This window comes from Paenibacillus sp. FSL K6-1566 (assembly GCF_038050475.1).
Taxonomy (GTDB): Bacteria; Bacillota; Bacilli; order Paenibacillales; family Paenibacillaceae; genus Paenibacillus_AQ; species Paenibacillus_AQ lactis.
Map to the genome: position 1 here is coordinate 4,348,317 of NZ_JBBOSR010000001.1, position 17,441 is coordinate 4,365,757.

General features: G+C 52.3%; 14 protein-coding genes. 5 read left to right on the top strand and 9 right to left on the bottom strand.

The window, feature by feature from the left end:
- Window positions 1-182: 182 nt before the first annotated feature.
- The gene (locus NST08_RS19110; RefSeq protein ID WP_341342163.1) at window positions 183-1,790 is read left to right on the top strand and encodes a YifB family Mg chelatase-like AAA ATPase; all 1,608 of its coding nucleotides are present in this window, start codon (window positions 183-185) and stop codon (window positions 1,788-1,790) included.
- Between the two features lie 239 nt (window positions 1,791-2,029).
- A complete protein-coding gene (locus NST08_RS19115) occupies window positions 2,030-2,386 on the top strand; it encodes a hypothetical protein (protein WP_341032980.1) in 357 nt (118 codons plus the stop codon).
- A 474-nt stretch (window positions 2,387-2,860) separates the two neighbouring features.
- On the opposite strand, the gene NST08_RS19120 is transcribed toward NST08_RS19115, so the two are convergent.
- Window positions 2,861-3,406: a hypothetical protein gene (locus tag NST08_RS19120; RefSeq protein ID WP_341032978.1), complete on the bottom strand. Its 546-nt coding sequence runs from the start codon at window positions 3,404-3,406 to the stop codon at window positions 2,861-2,863.
- 286 nt (window positions 3,407-3,692) lie between these two features.
- On the opposite strand from NST08_RS19120, the gene NST08_RS19125 reads away from it, so the two are divergent.
- Complete coding sequence (locus tag NST08_RS19125) at window positions 3,693-5,837, top strand: LuxR C-terminal-related transcriptional regulator (protein WP_341342164.1); 2,145 nt, start codon at window positions 3,693-3,695, stop codon at window positions 5,835-5,837.
- Between the two features lie 66 nt (window positions 5,838-5,903).
- Entirely contained in the window at window positions 5,904-6,560 is a 657-nt protein-coding gene (locus NST08_RS19130) for a DUF4386 domain-containing protein (protein WP_341032976.1), read from the top strand.
- A gap of 222 nt (window positions 6,561-6,782) precedes the next feature.
- Here the strand turns inward: NST08_RS19130 and NST08_RS19135 are convergent, their stop codons facing one another.
- The 6 genes from NST08_RS19135 to NST08_RS19160 form a co-directional block, all read right to left on the bottom strand.
- Window positions 6,783-7,331: a hypothetical protein gene (locus tag NST08_RS19135; protein ID WP_341032975.1), complete on the bottom strand. Its 549-nt coding sequence runs from the start codon at window positions 7,329-7,331 to the stop codon at window positions 6,783-6,785.
- 395 nt (window positions 7,332-7,726) lie between these two features.
- Entirely contained in the window at window positions 7,727-8,104 is a 378-nt protein-coding gene (locus tag NST08_RS19140; protein ID WP_213617083.1) for a YraN family protein, read from the bottom strand.
- Window positions 8,104-8,406: an EscU/YscU/HrcU family type III secretion system export apparatus switch protein gene (locus NST08_RS19145; protein WP_213617085.1), complete on the bottom strand. Its 303-nt coding sequence runs from the start codon at window positions 8,404-8,406 to the stop codon at window positions 8,104-8,106. The genes NST08_RS19140 and NST08_RS19145 overlap by 1 nt, the downstream gene beginning before the upstream one ends.
- Window positions 8,403-9,107 (bottom strand): hypothetical protein, encoded by a 705-nt coding sequence (locus NST08_RS19150; protein WP_340900061.1) that lies wholly within the window; start codon window positions 9,105-9,107, stop codon window positions 8,403-8,405. Before NST08_RS19150 ends, NST08_RS19145 begins: the two co-directional genes overlap by 4 nt.
- A complete protein-coding gene (locus NST08_RS19155; RefSeq protein WP_341342165.1) occupies window positions 9,056-10,426 on the bottom strand; it encodes a hypothetical protein in 1,371 nt (456 codons plus the stop codon). The genes NST08_RS19150 and NST08_RS19155 overlap by 52 nt, the downstream gene beginning before the upstream one ends.
- Window positions 10,427-10,510: 84 nt before the next feature.
- Window positions 10,511-11,158: a ribonuclease HII gene (locus tag NST08_RS19160; RefSeq protein ID WP_341342166.1), complete on the bottom strand. Its 648-nt coding sequence runs from the start codon at window positions 11,156-11,158 to the stop codon at window positions 10,511-10,513.
- Window positions 11,159-11,461: 303 nt separating this feature from the next.
- Here NST08_RS19160 and NST08_RS19165 point away from each other — a divergent pair, with 303 nt between their 5' ends.
- Window positions 11,462-12,685 carry an RNA polymerase sigma factor gene (locus tag NST08_RS19165; protein WP_341342167.1) on the top strand — a complete coding sequence of 408 codons (1,224 nt, stop codon included), beginning with the start codon at window positions 11,462-11,464 and terminating at the stop codon, window positions 12,683-12,685.
- Window positions 12,686-12,794: 109 nt separating this feature from the next.
- On the opposite strand, the gene NST08_RS19170 is transcribed toward NST08_RS19165, so the two are convergent.
- Complete coding sequence (locus tag NST08_RS19170) at window positions 12,795-13,364, bottom strand: YdcF family protein (protein ID WP_144879740.1); 570 nt, start codon at window positions 13,362-13,364, stop codon at window positions 12,795-12,797.
- Window positions 13,365-13,528: 164 nt separating this feature from the next.
- Window positions 13,529-17,341 (bottom strand): GH32 C-terminal domain-containing protein, encoded by a 3,813-nt coding sequence (locus NST08_RS19175; protein ID WP_210094805.1) that lies wholly within the window; start codon window positions 17,339-17,341, stop codon window positions 13,529-13,531.
- Window positions 17,342-17,441: the final 100 nt, after the last annotated feature.

Here is a 17,441-nt window from a genome sequence, read left to right on the forward strand (position 1 = left end):
GACTGGATTCTTTAGACCAATCCGCCTTCATCGAGGAGTTTCTGAATTGACATGTGCCAGGTAAACTTTTACAATACGGACTATACTCGATTGACGAAAATGAGGAAGCACCCTTTTCGTGTGTGCATGATGACCGCACATTGTCATTTACCTAATACGCGAAAGTGAGGTGCTTCTTATTTATGTATGGAAAGCTGCACAGCGCCTGCCTGCACGGCATCGACGGCGTCGTTATTCAGGTGGAAGTCGATCTGGCCAACGGACTTCCGCAAACCAGCATTATCGGACTTCCGGATTCCTCCATCCGTGAATCGGTGGAACGAGTCCGGGCCGCGATCAAAAACTGCGGGTTCGAATATCCTTTGAAGCGGATCACGATTAATCTCGCTCCGGCTGATCTTCGTAAAGAAGGCTCCTCCTTTGACCTGGCTGTTGCCCTCGGCATATTAATCACTAGTGAACAGCTGGAGTTCAAGGATGCCGCCTCGCTCTTAATCATCGGCGAGCTGGCGCTAGACGGAGCGCTTAGACCCGTAACCGGCGTGCTGCCGATGGTAGAGCAGGCGAAGCGGGACGGCTTCCGCGGCGTTCTCTTACCGATGGAGAACGTGCAAGAAGCCTCCTTAATCGGCGGCATCGAGGTGTACGGCTTGCCGCATTTGAAGGAGCTCGCCGGGGATGATGGGCCAATGCGGTCAAACCCTTCCCGCGCCTCGAAGCTCCCGAGCGCAGCCGTTTCGCTCTCGCGGCTCCGGTATACCGGGCGTTTAGAACACTCGAACGAGGCGGCTGACCGGAGCCGGGAGGAGCCGCTGGAGGATTACAAGGATGTGCTCGGCCACCAGCATATCAAGCGGGCGCTCACCATCGCGGCGGCAGGCATGCATAATATTATGCTGATCGGGCCGCCCGGCACCGGAAAGACGATGCTCATGAAGCGTCTGCCAACCATCCTTCCTCCGCTAGCGGAGGAGGAAGCCCTGACGACTACGAAAATTTTCAGCGCTGCCGGTAAGCTGAAGAAGACTGAGGGCCTCATGACGAAGCGACCGTTTCGCTCTCCCCATCATACGATATCCGCCGCCGGGCTTATCGGAGGCGGAACGATCCCAAAGCCCGGCGAGGTCAGTCTTGCCCACAAAGGCATTCTGTTCCTCGATGAGCTGCCCGAGTTCTCCCGGCATGTGCTGGAGGTTCTCCGCCAGCCGCTCGAGGATCGGGAGGTGACGATCAGCCGGGCGCGGGCCGTATTTACCTTTCCCGCGCATTTTATGCTCGCTTGCTCGATGAATCCGTGTCCGTGCGGCTATTACGGCAGCGACCATCCGGCACAGCAATGCACCTGCAGCGTGGCGAGGATCGCCCAATACCGCGCGCGGATATCCGGCCCCTTAATGGACCGGATCGATCTGCAGGTTGACGTGCCAAGGCCCAAAGAATGGCCGGGAAGCACGCCGCCGCTGTCCTCGAAGGCGATGCGCGACCAGGTTTATGCCGCCCAGACCATTCAGCTGGAGCGATACCGCCGCCTTCCGATCCGCTGGAACAGCGAATTGTTCGGCAGCTATTTAAGAACCCACGCTGCACTCGATAAAGCTTCAGCGGAGCTTCTCCAAGTAACGCTCGATTCCCTGGGGCTCAGCATGCGGGCATATGACCGGATATTGAAGCTGGCACGGACGATTGCGGATCTGGAGGCTTCCGCCGACATCCAGAGCCGCCATGTTGCCGAAGCCATTCAATACCGCCAGCTGGATCGGCAGTACATCGTTACGGAGGAGCCGGGCTGAGGGTGTATGACAACCAATTAAAGCCCTGCCCAATGACCTGGATGGTGGTTGATTCTGATGAATTGTTCTAACAATCAGAAATTTCAATAGAGTATGGCCTCAAACGGGTAAGTTCCGAAGGAGTCTCTATAAATCGTATAGGTTCAAAAGCATGTATGTTGGCGATACTTTAACTTCATATACATATAGAACTCTCATGGCCCAATGCACTTTGGAGCTAGTTTATATTTGGAGGAATTATGAAGAACAAACGGTCAATCATGTTAATCCTATTCTTTTTAGTTCTGGTTGGATGCTCTTCTTCCGCGGGAAGTTTCCCGTCGAATAACATGATCAAAATAAAAAAAGAGGTATACATTGCAAGCAATGACAAAATTCCTAAGGATGAATTAGCGGATCAAATAGGCGAGATAGAAGTATCCTCTACAGATGTAAGCGATCATGATGATGATCATATAATAAGCTCCAACTCCTATGAAGCAGGAACTAAACTATACAAAATTAAAGATAAGAACCATATGGATATGATTGCTGTAGAAGAGTCCGAAGAACAATATGTGATCGCTTATCATACCAAGTATAAAAAGAGTAAGTAAAAGAAAAAATGCCCCTCTTAAGGATAAATTCCTTTGTGGGGCATTGTTCACTCTCTTTGTGCCAATTGATCCTTGTCGAGTCAAGGAGATCCTACTGACAATGTATTCTATTATAGCATTATCGGACTTCCAGACTCCTCCATTGTGAATCGTTGGAACAAGATCGGACTGCGATCAAAAACTGATGGGTCGGAGTATCCCTTGAGTTAATCACGATTAATCTCGCTCCGGCAGATCTTCGCAAGGAGGGCCCCCTCCTCTGAACAGGCCGTCGCCCTCGCAAAGGGCTGCCAAAAATATTCCGAATATCAAGGTGTGAGTTGAACTACATGTGGAAAGTGAAGCAATATCAATACCATTAGCGAAGATTAGTCGTACTTATGAGAGAATTCTCAATCCCCTAGTTAGTTGAAGAACATAGTAAGACCCTGCGAATGTTAAAGTGCAGGGTCTTAACTCTTTCAACTTTTTTATTTACATTTTAATCAGTTTCTGTATCCATTTAATCGTAATTTCATCTTTGACTTCTCTACTTAAATCGGAAGGAAATTGCAAATATTGCTCGTCCTCAGGCATTTTATGCAGCTGACTATGCACGATAGGATCAGCATTACTGTCAGCAGAATAATATTGAGGAAAGCGGTAATCTTGTCCATCTAGTGATCGATAAACATAAAAATTAAACTCGATCCCATCCACTACGCAAAATGCATGGCCTTGAATTCGAGGGTCACACCATACATGAGTCCCTTTTAGCTTTTTCAATGATAGTAAAAAGCCGTCCTTCTGGGCTTCCGTAATATGAAAATCATCCAAATAATACTTTGATGAAATGCGATCAAAGTTCGTATCAATTATCTGGTAGTTTAGAATCACTTCTGCCCCTTTATGAAGAACGGGGTTAAAATAATCCTTCTGGATCCCGCCCTTATATTTTGATAATCGGCTCTTTACCAAGTAATCGATATTACTATGGTCTAAATTACGACCAAACGTTAATAAAAATCGTCGTTTTTCCAATTTTACTCTGACCCCCACTTTGAAGTGAATTATGGTATAAATCAATATTTCCTTTATGGTCGTCCCAACTATCTTTTGTATGATAGTGTCATCGAGTATGAATTCTAGATTGGGAAGTGAAAACATCTAGCCTCAAACTTTCCCTGTCAACCGCCTCAGCTACCTGAGACCGAGTTGTCCGAATATTCTCCCGCAGTTTCCCGATCACTTGTCTTATTTCTTGAGGATTCTGCACGAAACGATTTACCCCATTGATGGTAAAAATCGTTTGGAGTAGTATGAAGCTATGAGTACACCTAATATAACCAAATTTTATATCCCCACGCCTCGGCCGCATGCGGTTTTCCGGCGGCGATTGACCGAGAGGCTCAGCAAGGGGTGTTACCGCAAGTTAACCTTGATCTCCGCACCCGCGGGCTATGGCAAAACGACGTTAGTCAGCGAATGGCTCAACAGCTGCGGGCGGGCGGCCGCATGGATATCGCTCGAAGAAGGGGACAGCGAACTTACACGCTTTTTGACCTGTTGGATTACTTCATTACAGACACTTAAGGAGAATATAGGGGAAGGCATACTTGCTGTGCTTCAAACTCCCCAACCGCCGCCGACCGAGTGGATCCTGACCGCTCTCCTTCATGAAATCTCTGCGATTTCATCTCCGTTCATCCTTGTTCTAGACGATTATCACGCAGTGAAATCGGAAACGGTCGATGCTGCTTTGCTCTTCATGCTGAACCATTTTCCCTCACAAATGCATCTTGTCATAACCACCCGCGAAGACCCAAACATCCCGCTGGCTCGATTTCGGGTTCGGGACCAATTGAACGAGCTGCGTGCAGCCGATTTAAGATTTACGTTCTCCGAATCCGAGGATTTTTTGAACAATGGCATGAGCCTTGAATTATCCGGGGATCAAATAGCCTCATTGGAATCGCGTACCGAAGGCTGGATAGCCGGTCTGCATCTGGCAGCGCTCTCCATCCAGGGAGATCGTGACGCCGTTCAGCTCATTCCGTCTTTTAACGGCCGCCATCATTTCGTCCTCGATTATCTGGTAGAAGAAGTCCTGGATCGGCAGCCGATGGCCGTTCAAGCCTTTTTGCTGCGCACATCCATCCTCGAGCGGCTCTGCGGGTCTTTATGTGACGATGTCATGTTCGATGAGTCGGTTTCCAGTAATGAAACATTATTGGAGCTTGAGCGCAAGAATCTGTTCGTCGTGCCGTTGGATCATGAACGACGATGGTATCGCTATCATCATTTGTTTGCCGATTTACTCCGCAAAAGGCTGCAGGAAAGTCTTGAGGAGAGCCATATTGCGGAATTGCATAGACGAGCGAGTGCCTGGTACGAACACAATGGCTACGAAATCGAAGCATTCCGCCACGCCGTGGAATCCAACGACATGGATCGCGCCGCATTGCTGCTCGAAGGCAATGGAATGCCGCTGCATCTTCGCGGGGCTGCGAGCATTTCCTTGAACTGGCTGGCGTCATTGCCTGCTGCCGAATTGAACGCCAGACCTGCATTGTGGGTGATGTATGGTTCAGCGTTGCTGATCACGGGCAAGCTGACAGGCGTTGAGCACAAGCTGGCTGCAGCAGAGGCGGCTTTGGCAGGTGCCGAAGAAGACGTCCGTGTCAGGGATCTGATCGGAGTGATTGCCGCCACTCGAGCGACATTGGCATCATTGGTGTTGGCCGGCAGCCCTTCCGATGAGGTCAACAAATTAAGGAAAGCCGAAACGGCGATGCAAATTACACGGCCAGACGATAAGACGAATGATCTTGTCGAGCTGATTGCACCCGCAAGGGATGCCGGGGTAAGTGAACATCAAGAAATCGACCATGCAATCGACCAAGTAATTGTTCAGGCACGCCGTGCACTCTCTTATCTGCGACCGGATAATCTTCCCGTGCGGACGGCAGCCGCTTGGATGCTGGGCGTCGCCAGCCAGCGGCGCGGAGTTTATTCCGACGCTCGTGACGCCTATAACGAAGTCATATCGAACAGCCGAATGATGGGGCATCAGCTGATGGCAGTAATCGCCATCACGGGACTAGGGCAAATCGAGGAAGCTGAACATCGAACCCGCACAGCGGCGGAATATTACGAAGAGGCTCTGCGATTGGGCGGAGATTTGCCACTTCCGGCTCTTCGTGAAGCGCAGCGTGGACTAGCACGAATGCGCAAAAATGCAGTGACGAGCAGCCTCATTGAGCCGCTCAGTCAGCGGGAGCTCGAAGTGCTTGGGCTCATTGCAAAGGGGCTTTCAAACAAGGAAATCGGCGAGAAACTCTTTTTGGCCTTGGACACGGTCAAAGGGCATAATCGCAGGATTTTTGAAAAACTCCAGGTGCAAAGACGAACGGAAGCAATCGCGCGAGCCGCTGAATTGAATCTGCTCCCGAACCACCGAGAACCACACTAAAGTGTCTACAGGCACCACTCCTCTTGGAGCTATACTGCATATAAAATGAGCCAAGGGGAGATCAACATGAAAAGAATGGCAAAGGTTGCAGGGGCTTTGTTTCTAGTATCGACGTGTGCTTACATGATCGGGAGCGGAATTTTGGATCCTGTGCTGCATCGCCCGGATTTTCTTACGCATCTGTATTCCGACCGAATAAATGTGGTCATGGGCTCGTTGTTGGAATTGATCAACGCCGTAGCGGTTATGGGGATTGCCATGCTTCTGTACCCCATTTTAAAGAAGCATAACGAACCGTTTGCGCTCGGATACTTCGGATCCCGAATCGTTGAGTCTGTGCTGCTGATCATAAGTACAGTCGCTCCGTTTATACTTATTGCACTGAGTCATCATTCCATTTCGGCAGGTACGTCCATGCATCCTTACTTTGAAACGATAGGCAATGTATTGCTAGAAGCGCATTCTATGCTCTTTCAAATAGCCATGATCGTACTGAGCTTGGGCAGCTTGCTGCTTTGTCATGTCCTCTATCGATCGAGGCTGGTGCCGCGGTTTTTGTCAGTCATCGGTTTCATCGGGTATGCCGCCTTGTTGGCCAGCAGCTGTCTGGCGATCATCGGTCAAGACATCGGACCCGTTCTGTACGTTCCAGGGGCCATATTTGAAATCGTTTTTCCCATTTGGATCATGATTAAAGGATTTCGTCTTCATGCGGCGCATTAGTAATGAAGGGGATTGCGAAGAAAAAGAACATGGAGCTCGAATAGGATTTTGACTCAGAGACGAGTGCTTTGAACAAACAAGCAAGGATCGAAATCCCGCTCATCTAGAGTCGTGGACCCCGCCGGTGAAGATTCAACTCCGTAAACATGACAAAGAAGTCATGCTTGGAATAAAGCCCCCTGCACTACCGGGAGGTTTTGCAGGGCCTTACTCATCTACTATTTACTTCATGCTAATCAGTACGTTAATCCATCTGATCGTTATTTCATCCTTGACCTCGCGACTCCAATCGGAAGGAAACTGCAAATATTGTTCTTCTTCAGGCATTTTATGCAGTTGACGATGCACAATAGGATCAGCATTTTCATCATCACTGTAATATTGGGGAAACCGGTATTCTTGTCCTTCCAGTGATCGATAGACATAAAAACTGTACTCGATTTCGTCCACTACACAAAAGGCATGGCCTTGTACTCTCGGATCGCACCAGACATGGGTCCCCTTTAGCTTTTTCAAAGTAAGCAGGAACCCGTTCTTCTGCGCTTCCGTAACATGATAGTCATCCAAATAATATTTAGATGAGATTCGGTCAAAGTTCGTATCGATGATCTGGTAGTTGAGAATCACGTCGGCCCCCTTATGAAGAATGGGGTTAAAATAATCCTTCTGGATCCCGCCCTTATACTTGGATAATCGGCTCTTTACCAAGTAGTCGATATTACTGTGATCCAAATTCCGGCCAAAGGTTAAAAGAAATCGTCGCTTTTCCACTTTTACTCCAATCCCCATTTTTGGAATCAAATTATACAACCTATCATTTTTACCCACTTTGTGATTACGGCTTTAAGTATAACAGGACCAATCATCTAAACAATAGGTCAAATTGCAGGTGAAAGGTCGCTTTGGATTCACATTAACGATAGCGGGAGCATGAAAAAGGTCCATTCCATTTGCAGCTTTCACCCTAAAAAAGGGCAATGGCTGAGCCGCATATCGGATCATTCCTATGCTCTCCATGCTCTCCGAGGCTTCTCCAGGAAAACGCTGATCCATTCCAGAGGTTGAAGGCTGTTGGATACAGTACGTAGATTTGAGCAAGCCAAAAAGGTGATCGGGTTTCCCCACCCACCACCTTCTCTTTCATTATCTCGTTCGGCCACGGTCCCTTAAAACGCATCCGGAATATGCTCCAGCGCATCTACCGTCATATCGTCGCGAAGCAGGATCGAAATGACATCAAAACGAACCGGGGAGTCATGCAGCCTTTTGGAATGGACATACTGCTGCGCGGTATTTCGAACCTGCACAATTTTACGGGCATTCACGGACTCGGACGGCATTCCAAAGCCCGGCGCTCCACTTCGGCTGCGCACTTCAATAAAGATAAGCGCACCTTTCCATTCGGCAACGATATCCAGTTCGCCGAATCGGCATCGCCAATTCCGGTCCAGCACCCGATAGCCCTTCTCCTGCAGCCAGATGGCCGCGGCTTCCTCGGCGGCTGCTCCCTTTTGCCTTCGGTTGTCCTTTCCCGCCTGCGGCATTATGGCATTCCCCCTTCCCCGGCTTGTCGATCCGCCCGATATATATAGGTCAGCACTTCTGCCACCAGTTGATACAGCTCCGGCGGAATCTGTTGATCCAAATCCAGCTTCGACAAAATTTCAACCAACGCCGCGTCTTCCTGTACCGGCACGCCATGCTCTTTTGCCTTCTCAAGGATCGATTCTGCCAGCTTGCCCTGTCCTTTGGCTACGACAACCGGCGCATCGCTCTCTCCGGGCGTATATTTAAGGGCGACGGCTTTCTTTCTTGCCGTGATAAGCCCATTTTGCTGCTCGTTCATATCCGCATGTCCACCCCTTTATAGGTCTGCGGCATATAATCCGCAGCGGTGCCCTGCACCGCCTGTTCGCCGATCTGCTGCGGTCCTTCCGGCATCGGCTCGGTCTTGACGCTCAGCAGCTGATAGCCGATCGAAGCGATGCCCGAGGCAAGCTCCTGCCTCATGGCCTGGAACAGCTCTGCGGTCCATTCCTGATTATTCCGGAAGCTCAAGCTGACGATCCGGTCAACAACCTGCACATCGATCAAGGTATGACCCAGATGCTTCATATCCAGATCAAACAGCAGCCGGCAGTTGGTTGCATCCAGTTCTCCTTTGCGCCCCCTGCGCGACTGGATATGGACGGATGCGGTCTGCTCGCCTCCCGGCCCGTGCAGGGGAATGAACATCGTGACTTGCGCAAACGGAGCCGTCCTGTCCGTATTCAGCAGAAGCTGCTGCCCCGTCAAATGCTGTACGATTTGTTGGGCCGCTTCTTTGAGTGCAGGCGGGGCATCCGGACTAGCGATCACCTGCAGCAGCACCCCTTTCAGCGAATCCTGCAGAGCCGCTGGCGATTCGCCGGCCGCTCCGGCTGCAGCGATCCCGGATGCGGGCGGCTGCAGCTGCGGAGATGCCTGTACCCTATTAGAGGCCGGCCCCTGACCGTTCACGCCTGGCGCCGGGGCTTGCGATGCGGCCGGGTGGCTTGCAGGGGCCAAGCCGACGCCGCCGCTGTCCGGCCGGGCTGCCGAGGGCGATGCTGCCGCGCTAGCAGCAGCAGGTGCCTGCCCGCCTGGAGCAGCGGCAGCAAGCCCCCCGGTGCCGGGGGCTTGCCCGGCCACGGCGCCTGCGGGGGCTTGCCCGGCCACGGCGCCGGCGGCAGGGCCGCCGCCCCGGCGGACCCGCCTGCGGCCGGGCCGCCGCTTCCGGGCAGCGCTGCCGCCTGCTGCCCGCCGGGCTGCGCGGCGCTCGCTGCGCGCGCCGCCTCTCCCGCGGGGCTGCTGCCTGCCCCGCGCAGGGCCTGCTGCTCGTGCTCCGCACCGAGCAGCTTCAACAGCCGCCCCACCCATGGCTCCGCGCCAGGGGTGGGCGGCTTTGGCGAAGGGCCTGAGGCCCCTTCGCCCGGCGCTGCCGCCGTTGCCGCAGGCGCGGCGGCATGGCCTGCGGCCGGCGCGGCTGCGGGCTGCGCCGCGTGAGCCGGCAGCTGCGCAAGCTCGCCGCGCAGCTGGTGCAGCAGGCTCTGCAGCTTCGTCAGCAGAGCCTGCGGGCCGGCAGCCTGCGTTTGCCCGGCTGGCACTCCGCTGCCCGCCGCACTGCCCTGGGCGGCCCCGGCTTGCGCGCTCGGCGCTGGTTCCGGCCCTTGGGTATGGCTTGGCATTGCTGCAGGCGGAGCCGCCAGAGGGCTGCTTCCTGCTCCGGCCGGCCCTCCGGCTGCGGTCCCCCCCTGCAGCGCATGCGCAAGCTGCCCTTCGAGGCTTTGCAGCAGCTGATGCAGCTGCGGGCCGAACACCGCCTGATGCAGTCCTCTCACACTCTCCGCGGTAACCGGCAGCCCGCGGTGGAACGCAATCGCCGCCGATTCCGCCCATTCCGCGGCGGGCACTTGGGGAGGCTTAGCCATCATGGCTTCTTTAAACGAAGCGATATGCTCCTTGGTCAATGAGACTCCCGCTTGCTGCATGCTGCGGATCATTTCCCGGTTCTCTTTCGTATCCGGGAGTCCGGCGAATTCCAATACCTCCGACATTGAAGATGGCGACAACGGCTGGCCGGGCATTTGAGATAACGGTTTAAGAACCGCGGTTCCCCCTTCACCCGGCGGCTGGACCTGAAGCAGCGCCGTTTCGCCGGCACGCAGCGGAGTCTCCAGCTTGGCCTTCACCTGCACCCCTTGAATTTGTACGACGGCTTCCTGCCCGTCATCCGATACATTCATTACAACTCCGCGAACGACCTGACCCGGTTTCAGCTCCAGCGCCTTGACGTCTCCCGGCTTCTGCTCTCCCAGCAGCCCGCGTATCAACGATCCGATGTTCACGATGGTTCCTCCAAACGTTCCTTTTCCTATTTATATCGGCAGCAGCCCGCCTTTTGACAAGGGCGGGCTGCTAGCGGGATAAAGTTAGAACAGCGATAATTGCTCGATCTCCATATTTTTCAGAAAGCTTCTTCGGTGCATCGGCGTAGGTCCGTGCAGCTGCAGCTGCTCCCGGTGCGCCTTCGTGGCATAACCTTTATGTACGGCAATCCCGTATCCGGGGTACTGTGCCTCCCATTCCCCTTCGCATAACCGATCGCGGGTCACCTTGGCGATGATCGAAGCCGCCGCAATCGACTGGCTGTTCGCATCTCCCTTGATGATCGCCTGCTGCGGGATATCGCAATCGACCCGTTCGGCATCGACAAGCAGGAACTCGGGAGTGACAACAAGCTGATCCAAGGCCATTTTCATCGCGAGCCGGGCGGCCTGCTTAATATTAATACGATCGATCGTCTCGGCATCCACTCTCCCGACGCCTACGGCCAGCGCCTGGTCCATGATCTGTTCATAGAGGGCATCCCGCTTCTTCGCGCTCAGCTTCTTAGAATCATTGATCCCCTCAATCACAAGACCCTCCGGCAAAATAACGGCAGCAGCGACAACATCTCCGAACAAACAGCCGCGCCCGACCTCATCAACACCTGCAATATGTAAATAACGGGGCCAATACTCCCGCTCGTACATCAATAAATCTGTCATTTGCGATAGCTCCTTAGTACTCCTATACAAAGCATGATGGCTTCACTCTAGCTTGAGGATTATTTTCTCGCTTTCTAGCAGTTTCGTACGAGATCGATCTCCCCTTTTACTAGAGTATCACATCCCTAGGCCAGCGTCATCCCATCCGATTGGATCGATCACCTTGGTTCGACTGGTTTTACCATCCTTCCATCTTGACATATCTTCTGATCTTGTCATGATTCAGGCAATGAAGTATAGGAACGATGTATTCATATATTTTTTTGCAAGTACGTGGCTTTTTGGTTCTCTTCGGTGTCTAATTCATTGTAAATCAAGAGGAGGTTCTATAAAATGTCAGGAGCTCAGGACACCAAGTCTGTTTATCCGGATAAGCAGGCTAGCATTACAAGCTTTGAAAGCACGTATAAGCTGTATCGTCAAAGAATCCGCACCTACTTTTCGGTGAAATTGAACCCCATGGCCGCGGATGATTTGACGCAGCAGGTCTTTTTGAAGGCTGTCGAAAATCTTCACAACTTTAGAGCCGGCTCTAATGTATTCACATGGATTTTCAAGATTGCCCAGAATACGTTAAAAAACGAATATCGGAGACTGTCGCGCAAAAAAGAAGCTCCATTCGATTTTACGGCTTTCGAATCACAATCGATCTCCCTTGAATTTACGAAATATGTTGATTTTCGGATTGATATTGGAGCCGCGCTTAAAGCATGTAATGAGCTCGACCAAGAAATCATTGCATTACGCTTTTTTGTGGACTGCACGCTGCCTGAAATCGCCAAGATCGTTGGCATGCGTGAAAGCGCGGTGAAGAACAGATTGTACCGCTCTCTGGAAAAACTAAGGACAGAACTGAAAGAATGGGGGGACATCACCATCATGTCGATTCAAGATTTTATTTCCATTGTCAATAAGGGTGACGGCGAGGGGACGCACCAGCGTCTGAATAAGGTGCATCATGACTTGTTCGTTGAACTCGGGAACCATGTTGAACGAGTCTCGTCGAAATACCATCACGATCCATCGCGAAAAGTAATCATTGAAATATACCCCGATCTGCCAACCTTCCATCAGGCAGTAGGAGAGGCCGATGCGCCGAATTGGTTTATGGGCACTTATGAGGGGAATATTCTTAAAATCGTATCTCCGTTGAACCCGGGACCCAAGCATACGTATCAATCTATCTTGAAAAGTACCGTCCACTTGTTCACCATGTGGTTAATCAGTGAAATCAATCCCTCGGTTCCTAAATGGATACGGCAGGGGATCGGCGGGTATGAAGCCAAACAGATGACTGAAGACTTTATCAAAGGCTCGACAGAAGATGCGATCCGCAATCTGGAGATCCCTTCTTTTGATGAATTGAATAACGATACCTGGGACTTCGAAACGATGAAAGGATTTCAGTTCTCCTATAGGTTCGTGGAATTTGTGATTGAGCAATATGGAATCGATACGTTAAACGAAGTGATCCGTAATCCTCATGATTTTAACCGGATCTTCCAATGCTCCGAGCTTGAATTGCATCAGAGGATGGTTGATTATTTAAAAAGATAAACGGTATTCGAACACAAAAAGCCCGGCAATGTACCGGGCTTTTTGCTCTTCTTAGATTCTCGAAACGGGGCATCCATTTCCCCTTGACCGTTTGCCGATCGTTGAACTTCTAACTGTTGCTTCTACTCGACCCCAGTCGGTATATAGCCGGTCTGAAATACTTCCCTACTTTTTCAAGCTCGTTCATTACGTATTTGATTTTTTCTTCATCTTGATGCCAGTTGTCTTTAGAAGTCCCCGTCTTGTCGATCACTGGACTTACATAAAAAACCGTCTCGCTTGGAAATACAAATTGATAGGTTAAAAGCGCTCTTCGAGCATGGTAGTTTTTACAGACCAGTACTACCTTCCTGGGATGAATGCCATGTTGCTGCAATACTTCCAGTGACAAGCGCGCATTTTCAAAGGTGTTCGCTGCTTTATCTTCCTTCAGGATGGATTCTGGAGGAACGCCTAGTGAAACTCCAACATTTCTCAGAAACTCCCATTCCGTTGTTTCGACATGCGGCGTGGAGCCGCCAGAAGGCAGGATACATGGAGCGATGCCCTGATGAAATAACATTGCAGCCCTTTCCATAAGTTGAGGATGGCTGGCACCTGGTATTAAAATAACATCGGATTGGTCCACCTCTGATTCAAAAAACATGAAGTCGCTAATACAGTCGAATGGAAATGGCATCATAGCCCCTCCTGTCATTGGCTGCGTATTTTCCCCGTTTAGATTAACTAGTAAACGTTCGAAACGGCCCTGATTTATATTCATTCCTTACAGGATACCGAAGGGAGGAAACGAACATGTTTTTCTTATTCGACATGGCGTCCTCATGTTCCTTGCTATTTGAGTTACGGCGTCTCCAGCCTCCACGCTTGCCTGCGCTGCCCCGCCGGTTCGCCAAGCTGGAGCTTCGTGCCGTCTTCCGTCACTTCCAGCGCTTGCCCGTTATGGGGAGAAACAATAGCCACGGTTCCGTCCTGATTGGGTTCAAGCCTCCAGCGCTGGTTGTTGAATCCGAGGTAGCTGTAAAGTTGAAGCCGATTTTGGCCCGTGTCCAAATCCAGCGCCTTCCCTTCGAGCGTTCGAATCGAATAGGTCCCGCTCCCTGCCGGAACGAGCACCCACTGCTGATGCTCCGATCCGTCAGGGGCTTGCACCGTAACCGGCTCCCCGTTCTGGGAACGATCTGCATGCAGCGCTTTGGGCATGGCGGCATTTTCAATCTTGGTCACTTCAAGCTCGGCATTCGACATATGGCTGGCATAGAGATGCTGGAAAGCCGCTTGGCCGCCGAACACGTGCACGCCGAAGCGGCCTTCAGCAAATGTGCCGTCCTCCAAGTCCGCGAGCTCCTGGCCATCCACCTCTACCCGGATATGCGGTCCGTTCGCCTCGACTTTAATCCGATACGTTCTTCCCGACTGAAGAAACGACGCCTTTCTTGCGAGCACCTGGCGCTCCTCGAACCTCCCCTCCACCTTGTAAAACAGCCGGATCGCCTTGAGATTCGGATCGAGATTCACATAATATCCGCTGCGACCGTCCCTACTGGCACGGAATAGAAGGGATCCGGCACCCCCGCTGTCTCCAAGCCTTATTTCTCCCTCATACGTAAAATTGCCTGCGGATACGTCCGACATATATGCGGCATCGCCGGTATAGCTGCCCCGGATGCCGTCCTTGGTCAGCACCCATCGGGATGCGGATACGTCCGACATCCAACCGGTAAGGTTCGTATGAAAGACGCCGCTGGTCACATTCACGCGCGTGCCGGACGATACTTTTCCGTTCGGCGTCGAGGCGGTAATGAGGGCAGTTCCCTCTCCTTTCGCCACGATGACCGTGCTCGAATGTCCAGATGACGTTACCTCCGCAACCTTTGGATCGCTCGACGACCAAACGATCCCGTCAGCCCCTTTACCCTGTCCGTTATCAATGGAAGCAAAGAGCGGTTTGGTCTGTCCCAAGGATAGCTCAAGCGTCTCGGTATCCATAACGACCCGCGGCTCTTTCGCCTCATCCTCCCTCCAAATATGCTGCAATGCATGGACTTGAAGCGATACCACCTTCACCTTCCCGCCCTCACTGTAAAAGCTCATGCCTCTGCTGGCCGGATCCGGGAAGATGACATCGGAGAATACGACCCTGCCGTCATTGCCGAACACTTCTACCGAGGATTCATCCACCAATATTCGCAGCTTGATCCGGTTGCCTTCAGGCTTGAGCGGGGCTTCGTGCAGCGTAGAGAACAAGTCTGAGAAATCCGTCATGCCGGATGCGGAGCGGTCTACGAACATCTTGCTGCCGGCTGCGCGGTAACCGACAAGCGTCCTCTGCCCGTCACCTTCACGCAGCCGGAACCCAAATTCGGAGGCGGCTCCGGTTGGCGGCAGCTCCAGCTCCGCCTCGATTTCATAAGCGCCTGATGTGATCCCTTTGAGCAGATTTTCGCCGGAAGTCCCCACCTCGCGGTTGGTGATGTGCAGAACGGGGCTTCGGAGCTGAGCGAGCTCTTCAATCGGAGTCTGATGCATCCGGATTCCCTCCTCCGTCTCCTTAAGCGACACTTGTCTCGGAATGCTCAGCTGCCCCTTCCACCCCGTTGTCGGAAAGCTGAAAGGATAATCCCAGTTGGTCATCCAGGCCAGCATGATCCTTCGCCCGTCCGGCATATCGGAGAAAGACATCGATGCATAGTATTCTTTGCCCCAATCCGTCTTCAGGACAGTGCCTGCCGGATTGTCGTTAATGAATTTGCCTTCGGGCGTCAAGTCACCGATGAAATATTCGGCATCGGAGCCCTGCGTGTTCGGATTGGCACCGGTGCTGATCATCAGCACCCATTTGCGCTTTTTGCTCCCTTCGACCGGAAGCTGAAACAGGTCCGGACATTCCCATACGCCTCCGCGGATGTAAGCTCCGTATCCGAATTGATCGGTCAAGGTCCAATTCAGCAGATTGGTAGAGGTGAACAACCGGATATGGTCGCCGCCCGATACAACCATCACCCAGCGATTATTGGCCTCATCCCGGACGACCTTCGGATCGCGGAAATCCCATCCGCCTGGGTCCTCGCCGGTCTTCCCCGGATTTTCAATGACAACGGGATGCTCTTCCGAGTACTTCCATGTCCGTCCGCGGTCGGTGCTGTATGCTAGGCCGATTTTTTGATTGCCGTTATGCCGGTCCGGATTGTAGGAGGTGTAGTAGGCGATCAGTCCTTTGCCTCCGGAGCTTCCGAACAAACCCGAAGCGTTCGTTGTATCGGCAACCGCGGAGCCGGACCAGACATGACCGAGATCATTCCATGGCAGGGCAATCGGCAGCCGTTTCCAATGAATCAGGTCCCGGCTGACGGCATGCGCCCACTGTCCGCCGTCCTGGTGAAAGAGATGATACTCCCCTTCAAAATATACCAGTCCGTTCGGATCGCTTGCCGAGCCCCGAATCGGACTGTAATGATACTGCGGCCGATACTTCTCGGTATAGTAGCTGGCATAGGGCGTTATATAAACGTCTTGAAAATAAGCGATTCCGGAGCTGGCCATAACACCGTGATATCCGCTAGGGAAGGCCGTATCGACCATGTCGATCGCAGCCGGCTCATAACCGTCTACGAATATTTGAATCCGTTCCCCGATCGCTTTTACTTCCAGATGATGCCGGCTTTCCCGTTGACTCGGATAAGTCACACGGGATTCGTGAAGGATCGTCCCGTCGGCCTTTTTTAAATAGACCCTTACCCGCTCCCCCTCTCGCTGAAGAACAGCGGCATACCCTTCCGTTCCCTGCGCATTGCTTCTGAATAATAAGCCGGCCGAGCCTTGCCCGTTCAGGATCAGATCGCCTTCAAGCACAACATCCGCCTCTTGGTTCCGGAATACTTTCTTGGCTTCCAGCCCGTCCGCTCCCGTGCCCTTGAGCCCCTTCAAATCCGGCTGCCATAATCCTTGGGAGGAGATGGGCTCCAACGTATTGCCAGACATATCGCTGACTCGGATGTTTTGAAACAGCGCTGAACCGTTCCAGACGTGCAGCCCGAGGCGGCCCGTCCGATGCGCAGCGGCTTCCGTATCAATGACCGGTTCATATTGCTGCCCCCAGTAAACCTGAAGCCGGGTTCCTTCCGCTTTGACTCTCAGATGGTATATGTCTCCCGGTTTCGCTTCGACCTTCCGTTCGACATTAAGGACACCTTCCCCGCCGCTAGCATCCTTCAGGCGGATAACGCCGGCACCGAGAGCGAGCTGCAGCATGTACGAGCTCCACCCGTCTTCACCGGAGCGGAACAGAAGGGTGGCATCTGCCTGGGGATCCGTTACCATAACATCGGCCTCATAAATAAAATCGTCGGCGACCGTTTCCGATATGGCCATCACATTCTCTTGCGGATCCGATGTTAGCCGAAGTCCCTCCCCTGTTACCTCCATCCGCCCTTTGCCATGCAGCTTCCATCCCGTTACATTCGAGTTGATTGCGCTTTCATTAATCATCGCGCTTTTCCCTTCTGCAGCTTCCGAAGCTGCGCTGTCCAGCTGGGTAACCAAACTGGCATGGGTATCCAAGCTCGAATTGGAAGCGCCGAACGATATTGCTGCGTTCGAAGCAGCCATCACGACAGCCAAGCTTAGAGACAGGATTAATTTTGCGAACCATTTCATCATACTCCCTCCAAATCCAACCTTGTATTTAAAACTTCCCTATTCGCAGCTGATGATCTTGCACTCCTTTTTCGTAATCTTCCCCGTCCCTATGACGAAA